Origin of the sequence: Stieleria sedimenti (assembly GCF_025060895.1) — a bacterium.
In the GTDB taxonomy this organism is placed as follows: Bacteria; Planctomycetota; Planctomycetia; order Pirellulales; family Pirellulaceae; genus Stieleria; species Stieleria sedimenti.
The window spans coordinates 1-18547 of the sequence record NZ_JANZKV010000226.1; the positions used below are offsets into that span (position 1 = coordinate 1).

Below are 18547 nucleotides of genomic sequence, written 5' to 3' on the forward strand. Positions count from 1 at the left end.
GGTATTGGGCTTTAGCCGTCTGGTGTCGCTGCTCCGCAGCGAGTGGGAGCGTCTAAAGACCAATACCACTAAGTTAAGACAAACGGAGGTGCCCGGACGCTTGCGCGAACCGGCTGATATCAATCGATTATCAGCCGTTTGGCGCGAGCCTACGGGCCCCGACCTGGGCAAAACCACGCTTAGCTTAGCGGTATTGGTCTAAAGACTGGACACCAACACAGATGCGTCAGCCATTCCCGAGGGACCTTTTGATGACCGATCGCAAGCCCACCACCGGACTCCGCAAGACGCTTGCCGTGTTGCCTTCGGTCGTGCTGGCGCTGTTGCCGAGACTTGCTTGTCCATGCCAGTATCCCGCCTATGCGGGACTGCTCGGCTGGCTGGGGCTAACGTTTCTAATGCAGACCGTGTATCTGTTTCCGCTCACGGCCGCCTGTTTGACGTTTGCCGTCGGCGGGCTGGCCGTCGGTGCCCGGCGCCGCCACGGCCACGCGCCGTTTGGTGTCGGGTTGTCGGCGGCGATTGCGCTGCTGGTTGGCAAGTTTGTCATCGCCTTTGACCCCATCGTCTACATCGCGATCGCGGTGTTGTTGGCCGCTTCGGTTTGGAATGCATGGCCGAACAAAAAGCGATCCAAATTGCGATTTGACGCCGACGGGTATGTGGCGACGGGTGAAGAGCCAACGCCCTGAGGACTTTTTAGCGGCAGGGCGCGAGCCCTCCGGTGTGTTGGCAATAACAAGGAACCGGAGAGCTCGCGGCTTTCGTTTGAGTGGAATTGGTCGAGCCAATGGTGAGCCGCCGGCCGTAAGGCCTCGGGCGGGCGCCTGGATGCCCGGCCGCTTACGCGTCGCGGCTCACGAAACCGACAGCCCGCTTGCGTCCTGCCGCTACAACCTTGTCAAACACAGGGCATAAATTGTTCACGGCGTAGGGCGGAGCCCGGGAACAAATTGGATTTGATAGGCTGAAAGCCTATCCCACTGGCATCCCGCTCATTGCTTCGCCTTGACGCGACTTGAGATTTCAATTTGCGTCAATTCCGGCGGGCGGCGACTGGGGGCAAACGACAACGCGGCGGTGGGGCAAGCGTCGACACACTCTTCGGCTACTTTCGTCAAAGCTTCATCGAGTTGCCCTTCAAACGGCACGCTCAACAAGACATCAAAACCGCGCCCGACGAAAGACAGTCCCAGCGGCTCCTGGGCCCGCTCGGCGATCTTGATGCACAGTTCGCACTTGATGCACTTGCCGGGTTCGAACAACACCGAGGAGGCGCGTCCGACCACCTCGTAGGGCCGACGCACCCTGGGAAAGCGGTTCGGGTTTGCGCCGTAGTACTCGGACCAACGTTCTAGTTTGCACTTATTGTGTGCCACACACCCACAGCCCAGACATCGCTCGGATTGCTCCGTCGCGTCGGAGGGCACGTAGTCCGTCCCGTTCGCGGGAACGGAGCGTGGGGCAGGGACGGAGTTGGCCAGAAACTCTTCGATCTCACCCGATTCCAAGCGACCGATGCGCGATGAAAATCCGTGTCCCAGACTGAGCTTCTTCCAGCCGGCGAGGTACTGGTTGATAATCGTTGCCGCTTCTTTGCCGTCCGCCGTGCTCCGCACCACCATGCCGTTTCCTCGCAACGCGTTGCCGACGGCGAACACGCCCCGGCGGTTGGTCGCGTAGGTTTCCGAGTCGACGTCGATGCCCTTTCGACCCGCTTTGATTCCCAATTGTTCGACCTGATCGGGAGTCGTCCTGCCGATCGCCATCAACACCGCGTCAAACTCATCACACAGCGCATCGAGTTGCTCTTTCGTGGTGATCGACGTCTGCAAACGCACGTCCACGCCGAGACGTATGATCTGGTTGATTTCCGCATCCAAGATATCGCGCGGCAAACTCTGTTCGTCTTCTTCGGTGCGGAGGCGGCCGCCGAGTGATTCGTTCTGTTCGATCAACGTGCAAGCGTGCCCGGATCGACGCAGGTAAAACACGCCGGCCAGACCGGAGGGGCCGGCGCCGACCACGGCGACGCGTTTTCCGCTGTCCGGCTTGCAGGGCGGCAGATACGGATCGTCGGTCGCCAAATCGGCATCCGCCACGAAGCGTTTCAGATCGCAGATCGCGACGGGTCCGTCGGCGGTCTTGCGGCGACAGCCCTTTTCGCACGGCTTGGGACAGACGCGGCCGAGCACCGCCGGCAAGGCGATGTCCGCTTTGATTGTGACGATGGCATCACGCAAGTTTTCATGGCTGATCTGGTCCAACATCAGCGGGATGTCCATGTGTGCCGGGCAGGCAAAGTCACAGGGGGCGCGACAGTCTCCGACGTGCTCGCTGAGCAGCAACTCCAGCGCCGTCCGCCGCACGTCGCGAATCTGTTCGGTTTCGTTGTCGATCTCCATCCCTTCGACGACCTTGGTGCCACAGGCCGAGATCAATCGGCCGGAACGGCGATCCTTGACCGTGCATACCTGGCACGAATTCGAGGGCTCGTAGCCTTTGAGGTAACAGAGCGTGGGGATTTCGACACCCAACAGCGCAGCGGCATCGATGATGTTCGATCCCGGCGGAACCTCGACTTCACGATCGTCGATTCTAATTTTAACCACGGTGGGCGACCTCGTATTGAACTTAACTTAAACAGCTGTTGATTTCGGTTTTCTATTTTTTTAGTGTAAAAACGGTGTCCATCATCAAGGGGACGGGCACACGTGTTGGTGTCCAGGCTTTTGCCTAATACCGCTAAGTTAAGCGTCGTTTCTTNNTTAGCGGTATTGGCCTAAAGGCTGCACACCAACGGTCTCGGTATTGACGAACCTGGAAGCCTCTCCCACTAGGGTTCCGACGCAATGAAGACGGCGTCCTCGGGACAGACTTGGTAACAGGTGTCACATCGCGTGCAGCGATCCAGGTCGATCGTGTGTTTGTAGTAGGGTGTCATCGGGATGGCATCGACGGGACAGTGCTGCGAACACAACGTGCACCCGATGCACTTGTCGTTGATGCAATAGTCGATCAGATCGACGCATTTGCCGGCCGGGCAGTACCCAGCGATGTGCGCCTCGTATTCCTCGCGGAAGTACTTCAACGTGGAAAGGATCGGATTGGGCGCGGTCTTGCCGAGACCGCACAGGCTGCCCGCGCAGACTGATGTGGACAGCGTTTCGAGCTGTTCCAGATCACCTTGTTTGCCGTTCCCCGTACACAGCCGGTCCAGGATGTCGAGCAAACGCCTGGTACCGACGCGGCAGAACGTACATTTACCGCAGGACTGATCTTGGGTGAATTTCAGGAAGTAACGGGCGATGTCGACCATGCAATCCTTGTCATCGAGCACCACCAGTCCGCCACTGCCCATGATCGAACCGACCGCGGACAATGATTCATAGTCGATTTGCGTGTCCGCCAACTCGGCCGGGACGCAGCCGCCGGAGGGTCCGCCGATCTGCACGGCTTTGAACGTTCGCCCGGGCTCCACGCCGCCCCCGATGTCCTCGACGATCTGACGGATCGTGATTCCCATCGGGACTTCGATCAAACCGCCGTTACGAACTTTCCCCGCCAACGCAAACGCCTTCGTCCCCTTACTGGTTTCGGTCCCCAGCTTGGCGAGTTCTTTGCCGCCATGCCGCAGGATCCAGGGAATCGTGGCCAGCGTTTCGACATTGTTGATCAGCGTCGGTTTTTCCCAGAGTCCGCTTTCGGCCGGAAAAGGCGGACGGATTCGCGGCGTGCCACGACCGCCTTCGATCGAGTGAATCAGTGCCGTTTCTTCGCCGCAGATATAGGCCCCCGCACCTTCACGAATTTCAAGGTCAAAACAGAACTCGGTGCCCATCACGGAATCGCCCAGGATGCCGCGTTGCCGGCAGATTTCAATCGCGTTGCGAATGCGTTCGACGGCCAACGGGTATTCGGCGCGGACGTAGAAGATGCCGTCGTGGGCGTCGACCGTCCGCGCGGCGATCGCCATGCCTTCGATCACACGAAACGGAATCGACTCCAACAGCACCTTGTCCATGAACGCGCCGGGGTCACCCTCGTCTCCGTTGCAGATGACGTATTTCGTCGGGCTCACTTGGCGACGGACGGTTCGCCACTTGATGTGCGTCGGAAATCCGGCACCGCCACGTCCCCGCAGCCCACTGGCCTCGACCTCGTCAAGGATTTGTTCCGGCTGCAGTTTGGTGAGACATTTCTTTAACGACTCGAATCCGCCATACCGCACGTACTCGTCCAAATCGAGTGGATCGATCGCATCGAGCAAGTCCAACGTCAGGTGCTTTTGCGGGCCGATGAAGGAGTCGACGACTCCGTCGCGGGCGGCGCGGTGTTTTTGCAACACATCCTGGTCTTCATCGGATTGGATCCAATCGAGAATCCGCGACGCGGCGTAGCGGATCGGCTTGGAAATGCCCTTCGGACGAAAGTGTTTCTGGACAATCTTTCGAGCCATCTCGGGATTGACATTGGTGTAGCTCTGGGACGTGCCGTCGGGCGAGACCAACTCGACCAGCGGGACTTTGCTGCAGATCCCGGTGCAACCAATTTGTTTGACGTAGGCATCGCCGCCGGAATCATCGATGGCATCACATAGCGCTTCATGCACCTTGTCGCTGCCCAGTGCCAGACAACACGAGCCCAACCCGATCCGGACCTCCGTGGTGTGTGGCCCCCGCGGCTGTGAGATCGGACGGTGCACGGCAGACAATTTGACGAATTCCGCTTCGTCGTATTCCTGCAGCATCCGCGGCGTCGTCTGGGAACTGACATGGCCAAAAATCGCATCGTCAATTTGCACGACCGGACCCAAGGTGCAACATCCCAGACAGGCCACTTTCTGGACCGTGAACTCACCCTCGGTATCGGTGTCCTCGTGCGGGGCGAGCTGAAGCTCGTGTCGAATCGCGTCGTCGACCAGATCCGCCCCTTTGACGTGACAGGCTGTTCCCGTGCACACGCTGATCATGTGCTTGCCGACGGGATGATGTCGAAAGTGATCGTAGAACGACGCGACGCCGGTGATCGCGGCCGGCGTGATCTCGGTTTGTTCGCAAATCCGCCGCAGCGCCTCCTGCGGCAAATAACGATACTCCCTCTGCACCGCGTGCAAGATCGGGATGACCGCATCGGGGCCGCGACCGATCTGTTCGATCATCCGATCGACGGCGGTCAAGTCGATTCGTGGGTTTGTCGTGATCATTCGGCAGCTCGTCCGAAACTCGAGTCATTGATCATCAGCGTTTTCGCTCCCGATGCAGAACAAGTGCTCGCTTCCTCGAACGAAAATCCGCCCCTGGTAAAACGCCGGACAGGTCACGCATTCTTCTCCCAATTGAGCTTCCGAGATACGATTGCACGCTTCGCCGGTCGGCTCCACCACCCATGCCGTGCCGTCTCGGCCGAACAAATAAACGCGTTCACCAACCAGGCTCGGGGACGAAAGGAAATCCGCGCCAAAATCTTCTTCCCACAACGGTTCCCCGCCTTTCTGCTTGTCGAAACAGAACAACGTCCCGTAGGAAGCCAGCGTCAAAACAAATTCGTCGGTGACCAAGGGGCTGCAGGTATCTGGCAGCCCATAATCGGCGGTCCACTGCACATGGGTTTCGGTCACGTCGCCCGATCCGTCAACTCGGATGGCGGCATAAATTGCGGTGTCGTTTCCGGCATAGACGATCCCGTCGGAGAATACCGGCGAGGGGCCGACTTCGACACGTTCCAAGCAGTTTGCACGCCACCGTTCCGTGCCATCGCTCGGCGAGTGCGCCATCACCCAGGGGTCGCAACACGTAATCACCTGAGCTTGGCCGTCGTGCTCGATCACGATCGGTGAAGACCAGGACGCCGGCGTCGCACGGATCGTTTCCCAGATCGGACTGCCGGTTGCACCGTCGAAACACATCAATTTAGAAAGTTCGTCATCGCTGGTCCCCTGGTCATACTGCACGATCACCGAACCCTGGTACGTCACCAGGGAAGATGCGTGGCCATAATTATTTCGCTGCGGCACGCCCAACGAACGTGTCCAAACCTCGTCGCCGGCGAAATCAAGAGCGACCAATTGCCCGTCGGCAAACATCGCAAACACCAGACGTCCATCGGTCGCCATCGTCGGCGCGGCGTAGCCGGTGTCATCGGAGGTCTTGATCGGCTGGCCGGTGACCGTGGGATCAACGGCAATGTCGGTGCTCCAAAGCAAGCTTCCCGAGTCGGCATCGAAACAGAAAACACCACGTTCGTCTGCGGTCGCGCCGGAGAGAAACACGCGGTCTTGCCACACGATGGGCGAATTGACACCGGGCAGCGGGACCGCCGTCTTCCACAAGATCCCTTCGCCGGTTTCACCGTCCCAGACCGTGGGCGCGTCTTGGTCGGACGCGATTCCCGAACCGTCGGCCCCACGAAAGCTGGGCCAATTGGCCTGCATCTCCGCGGCACTCGGCAGTTCTGGAAGCACCGGTTCGATCACCGCGTCGTTTCCGTCACGCTTCGGCTCGCCGACCGGATGGTGGACCGACGCCAACGCATCCAAGGTTGACGGCAACACACTGCGGTGACTGGTTTTCATCGCCCAGGCCGTGCCGACCAAAACCAGCATCACGACGGCAACCGCCCATGGCCCCCTGTGGCTCAAGGTTTCGTCGCTATCAGGACCGGGCAGTTTCGGCTTGGGGCGGGGCAGCTTGCGGTGCAGCGTGGCAGCCCACTTGCTGAAAATCAGTGTGACGAGGATGCCGCCCAACAACAGATACGAACCACGCTCAGTAAACCGCAACTCGCGGAAGTATTCTTGGCGCAGCGCCAGGTCCAACGCTTGGATCTCCTCCCGCAGCTGATCGTCGTCGGGCTGTTGGCGGAACTGTTCCCTGAGCTGGACGAACGAAGTCGCTTCGAGGGGAACCTTGTCCAGCCGATTGACACCATCAATCACCAGGATCGCGCAAACGAGCGTCGAAAACACTCCGGCCACCCATGCGGAGAGCAGGATCGATCGATAGCCCAAATAAGCGTTCACGACTTTTTCCCTCCGACGGTCAATTGGACCAGCGGCCCCGTCGGCATCCGACCATCGGGGAGGGCTTCGGAAACATCGGCGATGAGACCAAGCCTGACCTTTTCGACCGGGCAATACCAGTAGCAACGGCCACAGGAAACGCAGCCCGCCCGATCTGCCTGGTAATCGTCACGTCGACGTCGCACCGACAGATAAATCAACTTGAAACCAATCACCAAACCGGTCCACGCACCGAGCAATCCGCCCAGCGTGACGAAATCGTCGCGCCGCGAAAGCGCCGATTGATACAGTTCCTCGACCGACCGTCCCGATCCCCGAAAGGCATCGCTGGCTTCGGTGGTCGATTCCGCCACACCCAACTCTTCCAACCGCACCTGTTCGGCCAAACGCGACTCCGGATGCCACTGCGACAGCGGAACGGCCAGTGCCGTACCGAGCCACCAGAAAACGAGCACCACGACCGGCGCCAGCATCAAGGCGGTTACCAATCGACGTTTTCCCTTCCGCCGACGTTCCGGCGACTGCGTGACCGTCGGCGGATGAATCGCTCCGTAGGGACAGACGTCTTCACAAAGCTGACAATTGATGCACGTGTCCGGCGGAATACTCAAACGCCATTTGGAAAAGCACGACAACACACGCAGAATCGCGCCGTAAGGACACAGATAGCGGCAATACGGGCGACCGACAAACACGCTGATCAGCAGGATGCAACTGCCGAACAGCAGCATGTCGGTGTTCGCGCCCAGGCGGAAAAAGGGGATAAAGGGATCGTAGCGACAGATGATGAATCCGGTTTTGGTCGCGGCGAAGATGACCGCGGCGCCCAAGTAGATGTAAGCCACCAAGCCCAACGAATGGTCCAGCCAGCGGGGCACCCTGATCGAGCGAACCGCGAGCAGCTCCTGCATCGCGCCGAGCGGACAGACCGACGCGCAGAACGTTCGTCCAAAGAACAGCGTGAACACCAACGGCAAAATAAAGAACGCCACCACCGTCAGCGGCACCACGTACGTCGGATCAAAAATCGCCAACGCGACGTTTTGGGTCGCCCCCACCGGACAGACACAGCCTTGCCGCCAAAAACCGAACCACAGCAAGCTTGCGATCGTCAGCAACAGCACGTTGCGACGTGAACGCGACACCAGCGTGAAGTAGGACGCCAAGCACAACGCGACAAATAGAATCGCCACGTCCAAGACCGGCGTCACCTCGCCCTGGACCTCCGGGACACTGGCCGTGGGAATCGGATGGTCGGAGAATTCCGGGACGGGGAACATCAGCTCCGACGACTCGTCGGCCATCACGCCGCCCATCAAGATGCCGCCCACCAGGGCAACAACCAGCAACGCGGCAACACGGAGGCGAAACTTCTTAGTCATCGGCTTGCACCTGATCGATCAACTGCTGCGCGGCCTTGTCGGCCTTTCCCGCCTTTTGCCGCATCACACCCAACGCCACGCGTTTCAATCGATAGGGTTTGTCGGAAGAAACGTTGACGAACGCGTCGCTGGGACAGGCCACCGCGATCGCGCACTCGTTGCAGTTGACACAGCGATCGTGCATGACTTGCAGGTACAGCGAACCGTTCATCAGTGCACAGCCCTTGACGCACATCGCACAGCCGATGCAGGCGTCGGTGTCGATCGTGTACTCGTAGAAATTTTGGCCCGCTTTGCCTTCCACGAACGTGCGAATGATCGCTTCGGTCGGGCACAGCAAGTCCTCCGCCGCCGTGTCGCGACTGTCCAGTCCGTCCAGCGTGTAGTAGCCGGTGCAACGGTTGCAGAAACCGCACATGTCGAAACACTGGACGCATTTGACGGCCGATTCGTCGAGCACACAGTGGGTGGCACAGTTGCCGCATCCGACGCATTTGTCGGGATCGATCTGCCAAAGGTTCTCTCCGGCCTGACCTCGACGGCCGGCCAAAAACCCACCCAACACCCCCGCGGACACGACGCCGGCGACGCGTGCGCCGTCGGCGAGGAAACCGCGTCGATCGGTTTGTTTTTCGCTGTTCATGATGCGTTCCCCTCGGTCGTTGCTCGCCTCGCCTCGGCCGCCTTGGAAAGCTCACACGCTTTAAACAGCTCGCAGCTCTGGCAGGGTGATTCCGACCGCACACATTCACCGCGCAGCGCGCGGTCGATCAAGTTCAGTGACAAGACGGACAGACCACCGAGGAGCATGTAGCGCCCGGTGCGAATCAGCCATTGTCGACGTTGGTTAGTTGTTTCAGGAAGCGTCATTCGATGGATCCTCTTGCCGATGCCAGCGGGAAGCGTAAGCGAGCGGCGTGTGGAGACGATCGGCCATCACGCGCCACTGGCTGACGCCCAATGTCACGTCCTTTGGCTCTAAAGGTGTTAGCGGAACGGCGCGAGCCGTCCGGTCGCGTTTCAAAAACACCCCGCTTGGCGTCAAAGTAGATGGCATTGGGCTGACGCCACGTGCTGGCCGCGAAACTCTCTGCTTGATTCTTATTCATCGTCGCCTCCGATCCGTTCAAAAATCCGCACGGACTTTCGTCTCGGATCCAAAACCAAGATACGTCCCCGACTGTCGGTCGCCACGTCAAAGATCGCTTCGGCTTGGACGGCGCGGGGGTCTCCAATTTCTGACTGGGCGACTCCCAACATGCTCGGCCCCGCGACCACACACTCAAATTCTCCAAACTCGCTGTAAACCTTGATTCGTGGAATGCCCTTTTCCGAAGTCACGATTTCGCCACCGGGCAAGATCGCGAACTCGCTCGGATTGCAACAACCAAAGAAACGGTCGATCGTCGCCCCCGGCTCGCCCCAACGGACTTCCATCGCACCGTCAAACGTGTAAGTCTCCAGCCGCAGGGCACCCGGGTTGGCAATGTGCAGTCGTCCTTCGGATCCGATCGCGATGTCGAAGTGGGCACTGGGGACGTTGAAGGTTCGCCCGCCGTCATCCGGATCGCCGATCGTTCCTACGCGTTGGCCGGACGGATCGTATCGCAACACCACGCGGTTGCCGGCATCGGCGACGAACACATCGTTGCCCGCGACCGCGATCGAGGCCAGGATTACGTTCTGTTCCGGCACGTTCCAGATCCCGACGCGACTGCCGTCCGCTTGGAACACTTCGATCCGGTTGCCGCCACCGATGTAGATTCGTCCCGGAAAGACATGTTCGTCACCACCGACCGCCAAGCAGCCGGGTTGGTCTTCGGTTCGAATCATCGCCAACTCGGTGCCGTCTTGCGCATAGACGCCGACCGACCGGTCACCGGCCACGTAGATCTTGTCCGAGGGGCCGACGTCGAGACAGCGAACGTCATCCAACTGGACTTCGATTTCGCCTGTCTGTTCGAACTGAATCAATGCCGGATCGACGTCGTAGACACTGGAAAAATCGATGTTGAACGATCGACGACTGCGTTGGGCCATCGGGTCGCTGCTGATGACCGCATAACTGGCGATGCCGACCGCCACAGCGATCACGGCGGTGACCAGCGTTCCGCGATGCTGATTCAGGAATCGCATGTGTCGTTGAACTCCGTCTTCATCGGGGATCGAGTTTTCATCACCATCAATTCGCTCGCAGATCGAGGCAAACCATGCGTGTCATGTCGCGGAGGACCAATCGGCCCGCAACCATCGCCATCGGGCCCCAAGCATCGTGGCCGCCGGGCAGCACTTTGTGCCGGGCTAGTCGTTTGTAGCCGGCCGGAGTCGCCTCGGCGGCCGTCAGCGTTGCGTCGTCATCCAAGATCAGCAACAGGTCGTCGGCGAACAGGTAGGGACCGAGCCCGAACCGATCGCCGCCGCTGTCCCAGACCTCTGTGCCATCGAGGTCCAAGCAGACCATCGTTTTGGCGCCGACTTTTCGAATGCCGAACAGATGACCGTCGCGATAGATCGGTGTCTGTTGTTCGGAACTGAACTGTTTGGCAGTGAGTTCGAACAGGCTGCGGGCCTCGACGCCACGGTCGGTCTTGACCAGTTGCAACATCAATGCTCCCGATCCGTAGCCTCGGGACAGGAAAAGACGATCATCGGGCAACACCACCGGTGAGGGACCGGTCGCATTGATTTCCTTCCAGGCGGTCGTTTCCCAAAGCAGTGTTCCGTCGTCGGCCGCGACACCGGCGACGCCGCCGCTGGCGCAGTAGACATACGTCCGACGTCCCTGGAACTCCATCGGAACGACAGAAACATGCGTCATGTTCCAGCCCTTCGGATTCGGAGATTGCCAAATCACGTCGCCCGTCCGGTAGTCAATCGCCATCAACATCGCGTCGCCACAAGGGGCAACGATCAAACGGTCTTGATCCACCAGCGGGCATTGGCCGGTGTACCATTCGGGCACTCGGGTTCCATGATCCCGTTCCAGATCGATCAACCAGTGCGATTTTCCGGTCGCGGCATCCCAACACGCCAGATGACAACGGGGCCCCATCGTGATCACATAATCACCGACGATGGTCGGCACCGTTCGTGTCATGCCGTGATGAAATGCGACGACCACGGGATAGCTGTTGCGCCAGATTTCGCGGCCGTCGTCGAGAGACAAGCAACGCAGCGTGTCGGCTTCGGCCTCCTCGTCGTAATCCAACACGTAGACTCGCCCGTCGCTGATCGCGGCACCGGCATAGCCTTCGGCGACTTCGATCGACCACAGCACGGGGGGACCTTCGGCGGGCCAGGATCGTGCCAACGGAGGGCCGCCGGTCGCAATCGCATCGCGGCCCGGGCCGAGGAACCCCGGCCACTGGCCGGAGATGTCCGACGCGGTTCCCGACCCGGCGATCGGCTGCCCCGGTTCGGGGCGAGCCGTCTGGCCGGACCGGTCAATCGTGCCGTCTCGTCCCGGTGTCCGCGGCTCCAGATCGCTCGGCGGGCCGGTCGCCAACCAGAACGCCAGCAACACGACTCCGACCGTCGCGGTCAGCGTGGGGAGGATCGCTTCGGGGGCGTGGACTTTCACTGAACCTACCTCGACAAAATCAACGAACTCACTTGCCGATGCAATAGAGATGCTCTTCCGTGCGGATGAAGATCTGCCCCTCCGAGAACGCCGGCGTCGCGTTGGTCACGCCGCCCAAGTCGTTGCTGGCAACCTCTTCATACGCTTGCGGGTTGGGCTTTAATACGATCGTCGTGCCGCGCTGGCTGAGCGCGTACAGATGCCCACCGGCCAGCACCATCGATGCCCAATGATCCTTCGCTCGACTCTTCCACACACTCTCGCCCGTTTCGGCATCCAAACATTCAAGCGTGCCGGGACCGGAATTGGGTCGAAAGATGTGACCGTCGACCAGGACGCCCGTGCCGACGCTGCTCGGATTTCGTTTCTCGACGTGCCACAGCCGATTTGATGCGGTGACGTTGCCGGTGCCGCCCAGCTTGAAACCCATCGCCGGTCCGCGTAGGTCGGCCATGGCAAAGCCGATTCCGTCACCGATCAGCGGTGAAGAGCTGACCACGTCGTAACGGGAACCGTTCAATCCGTCACACCACCAAATCAGTTCACCGCTGTCGAGGTCGTAGGCGTTCACTCGAGTGCTCATGGCACAGATCACCTGCGGCCGGCCATCGACTTGGGCGACCACCGGCGTACTCCATGCCCCGACGTCGTCGGGGCCCTTGTCACCGCTGTAGGCTTCGTCGGTTTCCCACAGGGTCTTGCCGCTGGCCAAATCAATCGCGGTCAGAAAAACGCGTTCTCCCGGACCCGTTTGCAGCAGCACCTTGTCCTTGTAGATGATCGGAGACGAACCATAACCCCAGATGTGTTTGAACTCGCCCAGATCGCGCGACCAAAGCGGCTTTCCGGCAAAGTCGTAACCGTGCAAACCCGCCGAACCGTGCCAGACGACGACGTGCTCGCCATCGGCAGCGGGCGTCGTGCTGCCGAACGGATTTTTTGAATGGGTGATGTCTTCACCGAATTCGACCGTACGCGTCCAGAGCAGCTTTCCGTCGTTGCGGTCTAGACAAAGCAGGCTGCGCTGGCGACCGTCCTCGGTGGCGCTGGCGAGGAATACACGTCCGCCCGAAACGATCGGACTGCCGGCCCCGGCGTGGGGAAGATCGACCTTCCACTTGATGTTTTCTTCCGGCCCCCATGTCACCGGATAGCCATCGCCCTCGGCCACCCCATTCCCGTTGGCCCCGCGAAACTGTGGCCAGTCGCCTGCGTTCGCACCCGGTGCCGCGTAGATCGCTGCCGGCAAGACCGCCGCCGCGATGATGACCGCCAAGCCCACCGTCAGTCCACCTCTCAACTTCGTCATCCGCTGGTCCCTCTTCGTGATACACCTGTTACGTCGATCCCCCGATGGTTCTTCTCCGTTCATCACTACCGCACGTCGTGTTCCCACAACGCCAAAACTTCGCGTGTGGTGCCACAGCGAGCTTTGACGTGTGCGATGGACGGGGTTTGCCGGGGAAAGGCAATGAACTTGGCCCCTTGGCGAGCCGCTGAAAGCTTAAAAAAGATCTCGATGAGAAACGAATTGCCGATCGCCGCATTCATCCTGTGAGACAGTCGGTCACAGGATTTCGGTGCGTTTGACGTCGGCATGTGCCATTACGCGCGCCGTTAAGAAGAGCGTCGCTGTGAAGCATTTGTGAGCGGTAGGGCGCCAGCCCTCCGGTCTTTCACGCTGAAACCGACCGGCTCGCAGTCTGTCGATTGCATCGGGATCCGCTGAATCAATGGTGAGCCGCTGGCCGTAAGGCCTCGGGCGGGCGCGACGATGCCCGGCCGCTTGCGCGCCCGCGGCTCCATCGCCGATCATTAATGAAACAAGAACAGCGGCAGATGTGACGCTTCGATCAACGTCTGAGTGAACGATCCGAGCAGGAACTCGCGGATCCGTGAATGGCCGCACGCCCCGGCGACCAGCAGCCCCGCGTCCACCTCGGCGGCCAGGCTCAACAACGCGTGTTCGCGCTTCGTTTCCGCCTCGATCGCGTGCAACTGACAATCGACGCCGTGAAGCTGGAGAAAATCAAAGGCGGGCTGAGCGATCGATCGTGCGGATTCGGCGGCAGCCGCCGCCGTCGCGACGTGGACCATTCTGCCCGTGCCCAGCCCCAACGTGACGAACGCCAACAGGGCTTGGCCGGCCGACCGGCTACCGTCATAGGCAACCAGCACATGGTCTTGCTGGGGCAGTGAAAGAGGCACCGTGATTAAGGGTCGTGAAGCTTGACGGAGCACCTTGCCCAAGGTGCTGTTGGCAGACGTTGCCGATTCGAAGGGTGTATCGCGGCTCAGGATGATCATGTCCGATCGCTGAGCCTCGGCCACGATCTGCTCTGCGACATCTCCGTTCTTTTCACAGCACTCCGCGGTGATTCCGGCAGCTTTACATCGCTGCCGGAAGGCGTCCAAATTTTGCCGCGCCCGTTCGCGCAGCTGCAGAATTTCTCGTCGACGCTCCGCCTCGGCAGTCTCATCAGCGACGCCGTAGATGGCAAGTTCCGTGTCGTCTTCGTCGACAATGTCGATGCCCACCAATCGGCATCCGTAGCGGTTGGCAAACTGAGTCGAAAAATCCACGGCCACGTGACCGTTGGCGGATCCGCCCACTCCGACCAAAACACGTTTCAGGTTCGAGACTTGATTCATCGAATTTCCCTCAGGTTCAAGCGTGGCGAAACGATGCACGCCGTCGCAAATCGTGCGCCAGGCCGCGACAGGGTGTCCATCGACACCGCGAAACGGTCCGGTGCGTTCACGCCCGCCCCTGCTCGGTTCTCGACCAGGCTGGGCTCCCGGCATCCAAGCCAATCGGTTTGACCTAGTGATTTACGGGCTTCTAGTGGTCGAATCAGACAATCATTCGGTTTGGCACGGCAATCGCGTCTCTACCGTTTCACTCGCCAAGTGGTGAAGTCCACCGCTTCGAGACGACCTGTTTAAACACTGGAGATTGCCATGTTGAGTTGGGCATTAACTTTTTTGATTATCGCGTTGATCGCCGGTGTCCTCGGATTCGGCGTCGTCGCCGGAACCGCCGCCTACATCGCCAAAGTCTTGTTTGTCGTGTTCTTGGTGTTGTTCATCATCGGGCTGATCATGGGCCGACGCGGTCCGGCTGTCTGACCGCGGGGGCGACGACTGCCGCTGCCCCCTTTTCCATTCCCACATTTCGAGCGGGGACGCGACCGCCGCGTCCTCGGGAAGGCTGTCTTATGAAATCGCTTCAACTCGACGTCCAGTTATTTTTACTCGGTGCGATCATCGCGGTGGCGGCTTGCGCCAGCGGCTGCGAGCGGCAAGAAACGAAGGAAACGATTGTCGACGTCGACACTCCCAACGGAGGCATCGAGATCCAACGCGATGAAAACGGTGGCGATGTCACGGTGAAGGTGGGTGAGTGAGTAGGAATTGTTTCTCGATCATTTGTTTCGGAGAAAAGTGATGCGTGCGATCATTGGTGTAGCAGTCCTGTTGCTCGTTCTGGCTTGGGGCGGTTGGGTGCAATTCAGTTCGCCCGACGGTGACCCGACGATGCGTGTGGATGCCGACAAAGTTCGGCAGGACACCGCCGTGATGGTCGAGAAGTCGAAACGGGCGCTCGATGAGACGGCGGCGAAAGTCGACGCCAGACTGGATGACGCCAGACTGGATACCGAACCGCTCGAGGCGGAACAGTGATCGTCGCGGCTCAGATTCATTGCGTCTTGCGATTGGGCTCGCTTTCATGGCGAGCGATCACGGCCGACGGGTGACTCGCTCGAACCCTTTTCATCTTTGGAGATCAATTATGTTCAACCGTTTCTGCGTCGCTCTGGCGTTTGTATGCAGTTCGGCCCTTGCCGTGACACCGGCAGTGGCCGAAGAGGCAGTGGCCGAAGAGGCAAAGGCCGAAGAGAGGCCGAACGACACCCTGATCGAAAAGCTGCAAGGCCGCTGGGAAATCGTCGCCGGCGTCAACCAGGGGCGCACCCTGGCTGACTTCGAAGTCGAAGGGACCTATGTCACGATCTCGATCAATCGAATCGTCAGCTATGATCGTGACGACCAACAGCGTTTTCGCGCCGTGTACCGCATCGATTCATCGACGGATCCGGTACAGATCACGATGACATCGGTGCCAAAACTCGCCAGACCCAGCAAGATCGACCCGCCACCGAAACCGGAGACGGCGGTCGCGGAAGGCATCATCCGATTCGACAACGCACATCGTTGGACGTTGTGCTACGCGCTCGAAGGTGCTGATCGACCGACGGAATTCAAGTCGCCCCGAGGCAGCAAGAACATGCTGCTGACCCTGGAGCGAAAACCTGGCGATCCGGTTCCCGATGTGCTCACGACGAACGAGACCAATTAGCGCGTCGTCAGCCTCATACCTTCGAGTTGCGTCCCGACGACGTTTCGTGTCTGATCACGCAGGCTGAATGCTCACGGGTACAATCATGCTTGACGCCATCGACCTCGAGAACCTTCAAGCGATCGCGATCTCCGCTGCGTGCGGTGGGATCCTGGGGATCGAGCGTGAAATCGCCGGCAAGCCGGCCGGGATTCGCACACACATTTTTGTTTGCGCCGGGTCAGCCCTGATGATGATCTTGGGTCAAGAAATTGTCCGGCAATTTGAGCAGCAAGAAACCGACTCCCTCCTCAAGGCAGACCCGATTCGAATCTTGCAGGCGATCGTCGTCGGCATCAGTTTTCTTGGCGCCGGGACGATCGTGCACCAAAAAGGTGAGGGCGTGGAGGGATTGACGACGGCAGCGACGATCTACTTGACCGCCGGGATCGGCGTGGCGGTTGCAGTCGATCGCACCGGGCTCGCGTTAGCTGTTACCGGATTCGCCGTGGCCGTTTTGTTTTTTCTCGGGCTCGTGGAACATCGGATCAAACGGTTCAACGACGCGAAAAACGACGCCGATGAGCGCCAATGAATGCACGCGGCCATCTACGATCATCGTGATGAGATTCCGATGCCCACTTTTCTAGCCTTTCTTCAAAAACTGCCACCATGACTATTGCCAGCATCAATCCGGCGACCAATCAAACGATTCAGGAATTCGCACCGCTCTCCAAAGACGACGTGATCGCTGCGGTCGAACTTGCCCACACGGCCTACCAGGACTGGCGCCGCGCGACCTTCGCAGACCGCAAACGTTGTCTGCTGCGATTCGCCGAATTGCTCCGCGCCGATGCCGACGAGTATGCCCGCACGATCACGCTGGACATGGGCAAACGGATTTCTGAAAGCCAGTACGAAATCGAATACTGCGCCAAAATTGCCGAGTTTTACGCCCGAGGTGCCGAACGCTTTCTGGCCGATCAACCGATGGATGTCGAAGGCGTTGATGCCTACCTCCATTTCGAGCCGCTGGGCGTCGTGATGGGCGTGATGCCGTGGAATTTCCCCTTCTATCAAGTCGTCCGCTTCGCCACCCCGAACATCATGGCCGGCAACACCGTGTTGGTCAAACACGCCAGTAACGTTCCGCAGTGCGCCAAGACGATCGAGGAATTGTTCGCTCGGTGCGGATTGCAAAGGGGCATCTACACGAACCTGTTTATTCCGTCGGAGTTTGTGGAACTGATTGTCTCCGACTCGCGGGTTCAGGGGATCTCATTGACCGGCAGCGAGCCGGCCGGCGCGGCGGTCGCTGCATTGGCCGGCAAACATTTGAAACGCAGCGTGCTCGAATTGGGCGGCAACGACCCCTTCATCGTGCTCGAGGACGCGGACCTGGATGATGTGATCCCCCAAGCCGTCAAAGGTCGCATGGTCAATGCCGGGCAATCGTGCGTCGCGTCCAAGCGGTTCATCGTCGTCGAAGCCGTTGCCGACGAGTTTTTGACCGGATTCAAAAAGGAGCTGGCCGCGTTGAAGATGGGCGATCCGATGGACGAAGCGACAACGTTGGCGCCGCTGTCGAGCGAAGACGCAGCCGTGAAGCTGCACGATCAAGTTCAAGCGACCATCGACGCCGGCGCAACCGTGCTGCTGGGAGGCGATCGGCCGGATCGCGAGGGAGCGTACTTCAACCCGACCCTACTGACCGATGTCACGCCGGACATGCCCACCTTTGATCAAGAACTGTTCGGCCCGGTTGCAACCGTGTATGTCGTCAAGGACGAGACCGCAGCGATCGAGTTGGCCAATCAATCCTCCTACGGCCTCGGCGGCAGCGTCTTCACCGCCGACGTCGGGCGCGGTCGACGCGTCGCCGAGCAGATCGAAACCGGAATGGTTTTCGTGAATCAACCGACTCGCTCGCAAGCGGAACTGCCCTTCGGCGGTATCAAGAACAGCGGCTACGGCCGCGAGCTGTCCCACTTGGGCATTCTCGAATTCGTCAACAAGAAGCTGATCCACCTGGGTTCTGTCTGAAATGCCACCGCAAGCAAAAAAGTTTCAGGAGTGAATATCACGGGCATGAGTGTTGGTGTGCAGGCTAAAGCCCAATACCGCTAAGTTAACATGAATGAGGGGGCCCGGACGCTGGCGCGAACCGGCTGATGTCAAACGAATATCAGCCGTTTGGCGCGAGCCTACGGGCCCTCATCTGAAGA

The 18547-nt window shown here is 59.7% G+C and carries 19 protein-coding genes; 8 read left to right on the forward strand and 11 right to left on the reverse strand.

Annotation, left to right across the window (positions count from 1 at the left end; all coding sequences use genetic code 11):
- On the forward strand, positions 1–202 hold a 202-nt coding region (locus tag NZK35_RS26795; protein ID WP_259635593.1), incomplete at its 5' end, for a hypothetical protein.
- Positions 203–251: 49 nt separating this feature from the next.
- Positions 252–692: a hypothetical protein gene (locus NZK35_RS26800; protein ID WP_259635594.1), complete on the forward strand. Its 441-nt coding sequence runs from the start codon at positions 252–254 to the stop codon at positions 690–692.
- A gap of 303 nt (positions 693–995) precedes the next feature.
- Here the strand turns inward: NZK35_RS26800 and NZK35_RS26805 are convergent, their stop codons facing one another.
- The 11 genes from NZK35_RS26805 to NZK35_RS26855 form a co-directional block, all read right to left on the reverse strand.
- Positions 996–2612: a 2Fe-2S iron-sulfur cluster-binding protein gene (locus tag NZK35_RS26805; RefSeq protein ID WP_259635595.1), complete on the reverse strand. Its 1617-nt coding sequence runs from the start codon at positions 2610–2612 to the stop codon at positions 996–998.
- A 224-nt stretch (positions 2613–2836) separates the two neighbouring features.
- Positions 2837–5206 carry an NAD(P)H-dependent oxidoreductase subunit E gene (locus NZK35_RS26810; RefSeq protein WP_259635596.1) on the reverse strand — a complete coding sequence of 790 codons (2370 nt, stop codon included), beginning with the start codon at positions 5204–5206 and terminating at the stop codon, positions 2837–2839.
- A gap of 24 nt (positions 5207–5230) precedes the next feature.
- The gene (locus NZK35_RS26815) at positions 5231–7021 is read right to left on the reverse strand and encodes an outer membrane protein assembly factor BamB family protein (RefSeq protein WP_259635597.1); all 1791 of its coding nucleotides are present in this window, start codon (positions 7019–7021) and stop codon (positions 5231–5233) included.
- Positions 7018–8403 carry a 4Fe-4S binding protein gene (locus tag NZK35_RS26820; RefSeq protein ID WP_259635598.1) on the reverse strand — a complete coding sequence of 462 codons (1386 nt, stop codon included), beginning with the start codon at positions 8401–8403 and terminating at the stop codon, positions 7018–7020. Before NZK35_RS26820 ends, NZK35_RS26815 begins: the two co-directional genes overlap by 4 nt.
- A complete protein-coding gene (locus tag NZK35_RS26825; RefSeq protein WP_259635599.1) occupies positions 8396–9046 on the reverse strand; it encodes a 4Fe-4S binding protein in 651 nt (216 codons plus the stop codon). The genes NZK35_RS26820 and NZK35_RS26825 overlap by 8 nt, the downstream gene beginning before the upstream one ends.
- Positions 9043–9273, reverse strand: a complete 231-nt coding sequence (locus NZK35_RS26830; protein WP_259635600.1) for a hypothetical protein — start codon at positions 9271–9273, stop codon at positions 9043–9045. The genes NZK35_RS26825 and NZK35_RS26830 overlap by 4 nt, the downstream gene beginning before the upstream one ends.
- 231 nt (positions 9274–9504) lie before the next feature.
- A complete protein-coding gene (locus NZK35_RS26835; RefSeq protein WP_259635601.1) occupies positions 9505–10539 on the reverse strand; it encodes an NHL repeat-containing protein in 1035 nt (344 codons plus the stop codon).
- Positions 10540–10585: 46 nt separating this feature from the next.
- Positions 10586–11983: a PQQ-like beta-propeller repeat protein gene (locus tag NZK35_RS26840; RefSeq protein ID WP_259635602.1), complete on the reverse strand. Its 1398-nt coding sequence runs from the start codon at positions 11981–11983 to the stop codon at positions 10586–10588.
- A gap of 28 nt (positions 11984–12011) precedes the next feature.
- Positions 12012–13292: a PQQ-like beta-propeller repeat protein gene (locus NZK35_RS26845; RefSeq protein ID WP_259635603.1), complete on the reverse strand. Its 1281-nt coding sequence runs from the start codon at positions 13290–13292 to the stop codon at positions 12012–12014.
- A 65-nt stretch (positions 13293–13357) separates the two neighbouring features.
- Positions 13358–13534 carry a hypothetical protein gene (locus NZK35_RS26850; protein WP_259635604.1) on the reverse strand — a complete coding sequence of 59 codons (177 nt, stop codon included), beginning with the start codon at positions 13532–13534 and terminating at the stop codon, positions 13358–13360.
- 264 nt (positions 13535–13798) lie between these two features.
- A complete protein-coding gene (locus tag NZK35_RS26855; protein WP_259635605.1) occupies positions 13799–14635 on the reverse strand; it encodes a universal stress protein in 837 nt (278 codons plus the stop codon).
- 309 nt (positions 14636–14944) lie between these two features.
- Here NZK35_RS26855 and NZK35_RS26860 point away from each other — a divergent pair, with 309 nt between their 5' ends.
- The 6 genes from NZK35_RS26860 to NZK35_RS26885 all read left to right on the forward strand — a co-directional run bounded on the left by NZK35_RS26860 (position 14945) and on the right by NZK35_RS26885 (position 18365).
- Complete coding sequence (locus tag NZK35_RS26860; protein ID WP_259635606.1) at positions 14945–15112, forward strand: DUF1328 domain-containing protein; 168 nt, start codon at positions 14945–14947, stop codon at positions 15110–15112.
- A gap of 89 nt (positions 15113–15201) precedes the next feature.
- Entirely contained in the window at positions 15202–15390 is a 189-nt protein-coding gene (locus NZK35_RS26865; protein WP_259635607.1) for a hypothetical protein, read from the forward strand.
- Between the two features lie 40 nt (positions 15391–15430).
- The gene (locus NZK35_RS26870; protein WP_259635608.1) at positions 15431–15667 is read left to right on the forward strand and encodes a hypothetical protein; all 237 of its coding nucleotides are present in this window, start codon (positions 15431–15433) and stop codon (positions 15665–15667) included.
- Positions 15668–15776: 109 nt separating this feature from the next.
- A complete protein-coding gene (locus NZK35_RS26875; protein WP_259635609.1) occupies positions 15777–16343 on the forward strand; it encodes a TIGR03067 domain-containing protein in 567 nt (188 codons plus the stop codon).
- A gap of 85 nt (positions 16344–16428) precedes the next feature.
- Positions 16429–16917 carry an MgtC/SapB family protein gene (locus NZK35_RS26880; protein WP_259635610.1) on the forward strand — a complete coding sequence of 163 codons (489 nt, stop codon included), beginning with the start codon at positions 16429–16431 and terminating at the stop codon, positions 16915–16917.
- A 77-nt stretch (positions 16918–16994) separates the two neighbouring features.
- Positions 16995–18365 (forward strand): NAD-dependent succinate-semialdehyde dehydrogenase, encoded by a 1371-nt coding sequence (locus tag NZK35_RS26885; RefSeq protein WP_259635611.1) that lies wholly within the window; start codon positions 16995–16997, stop codon positions 18363–18365.
- Positions 18366–18547 lie beyond the last annotated feature (182 nt).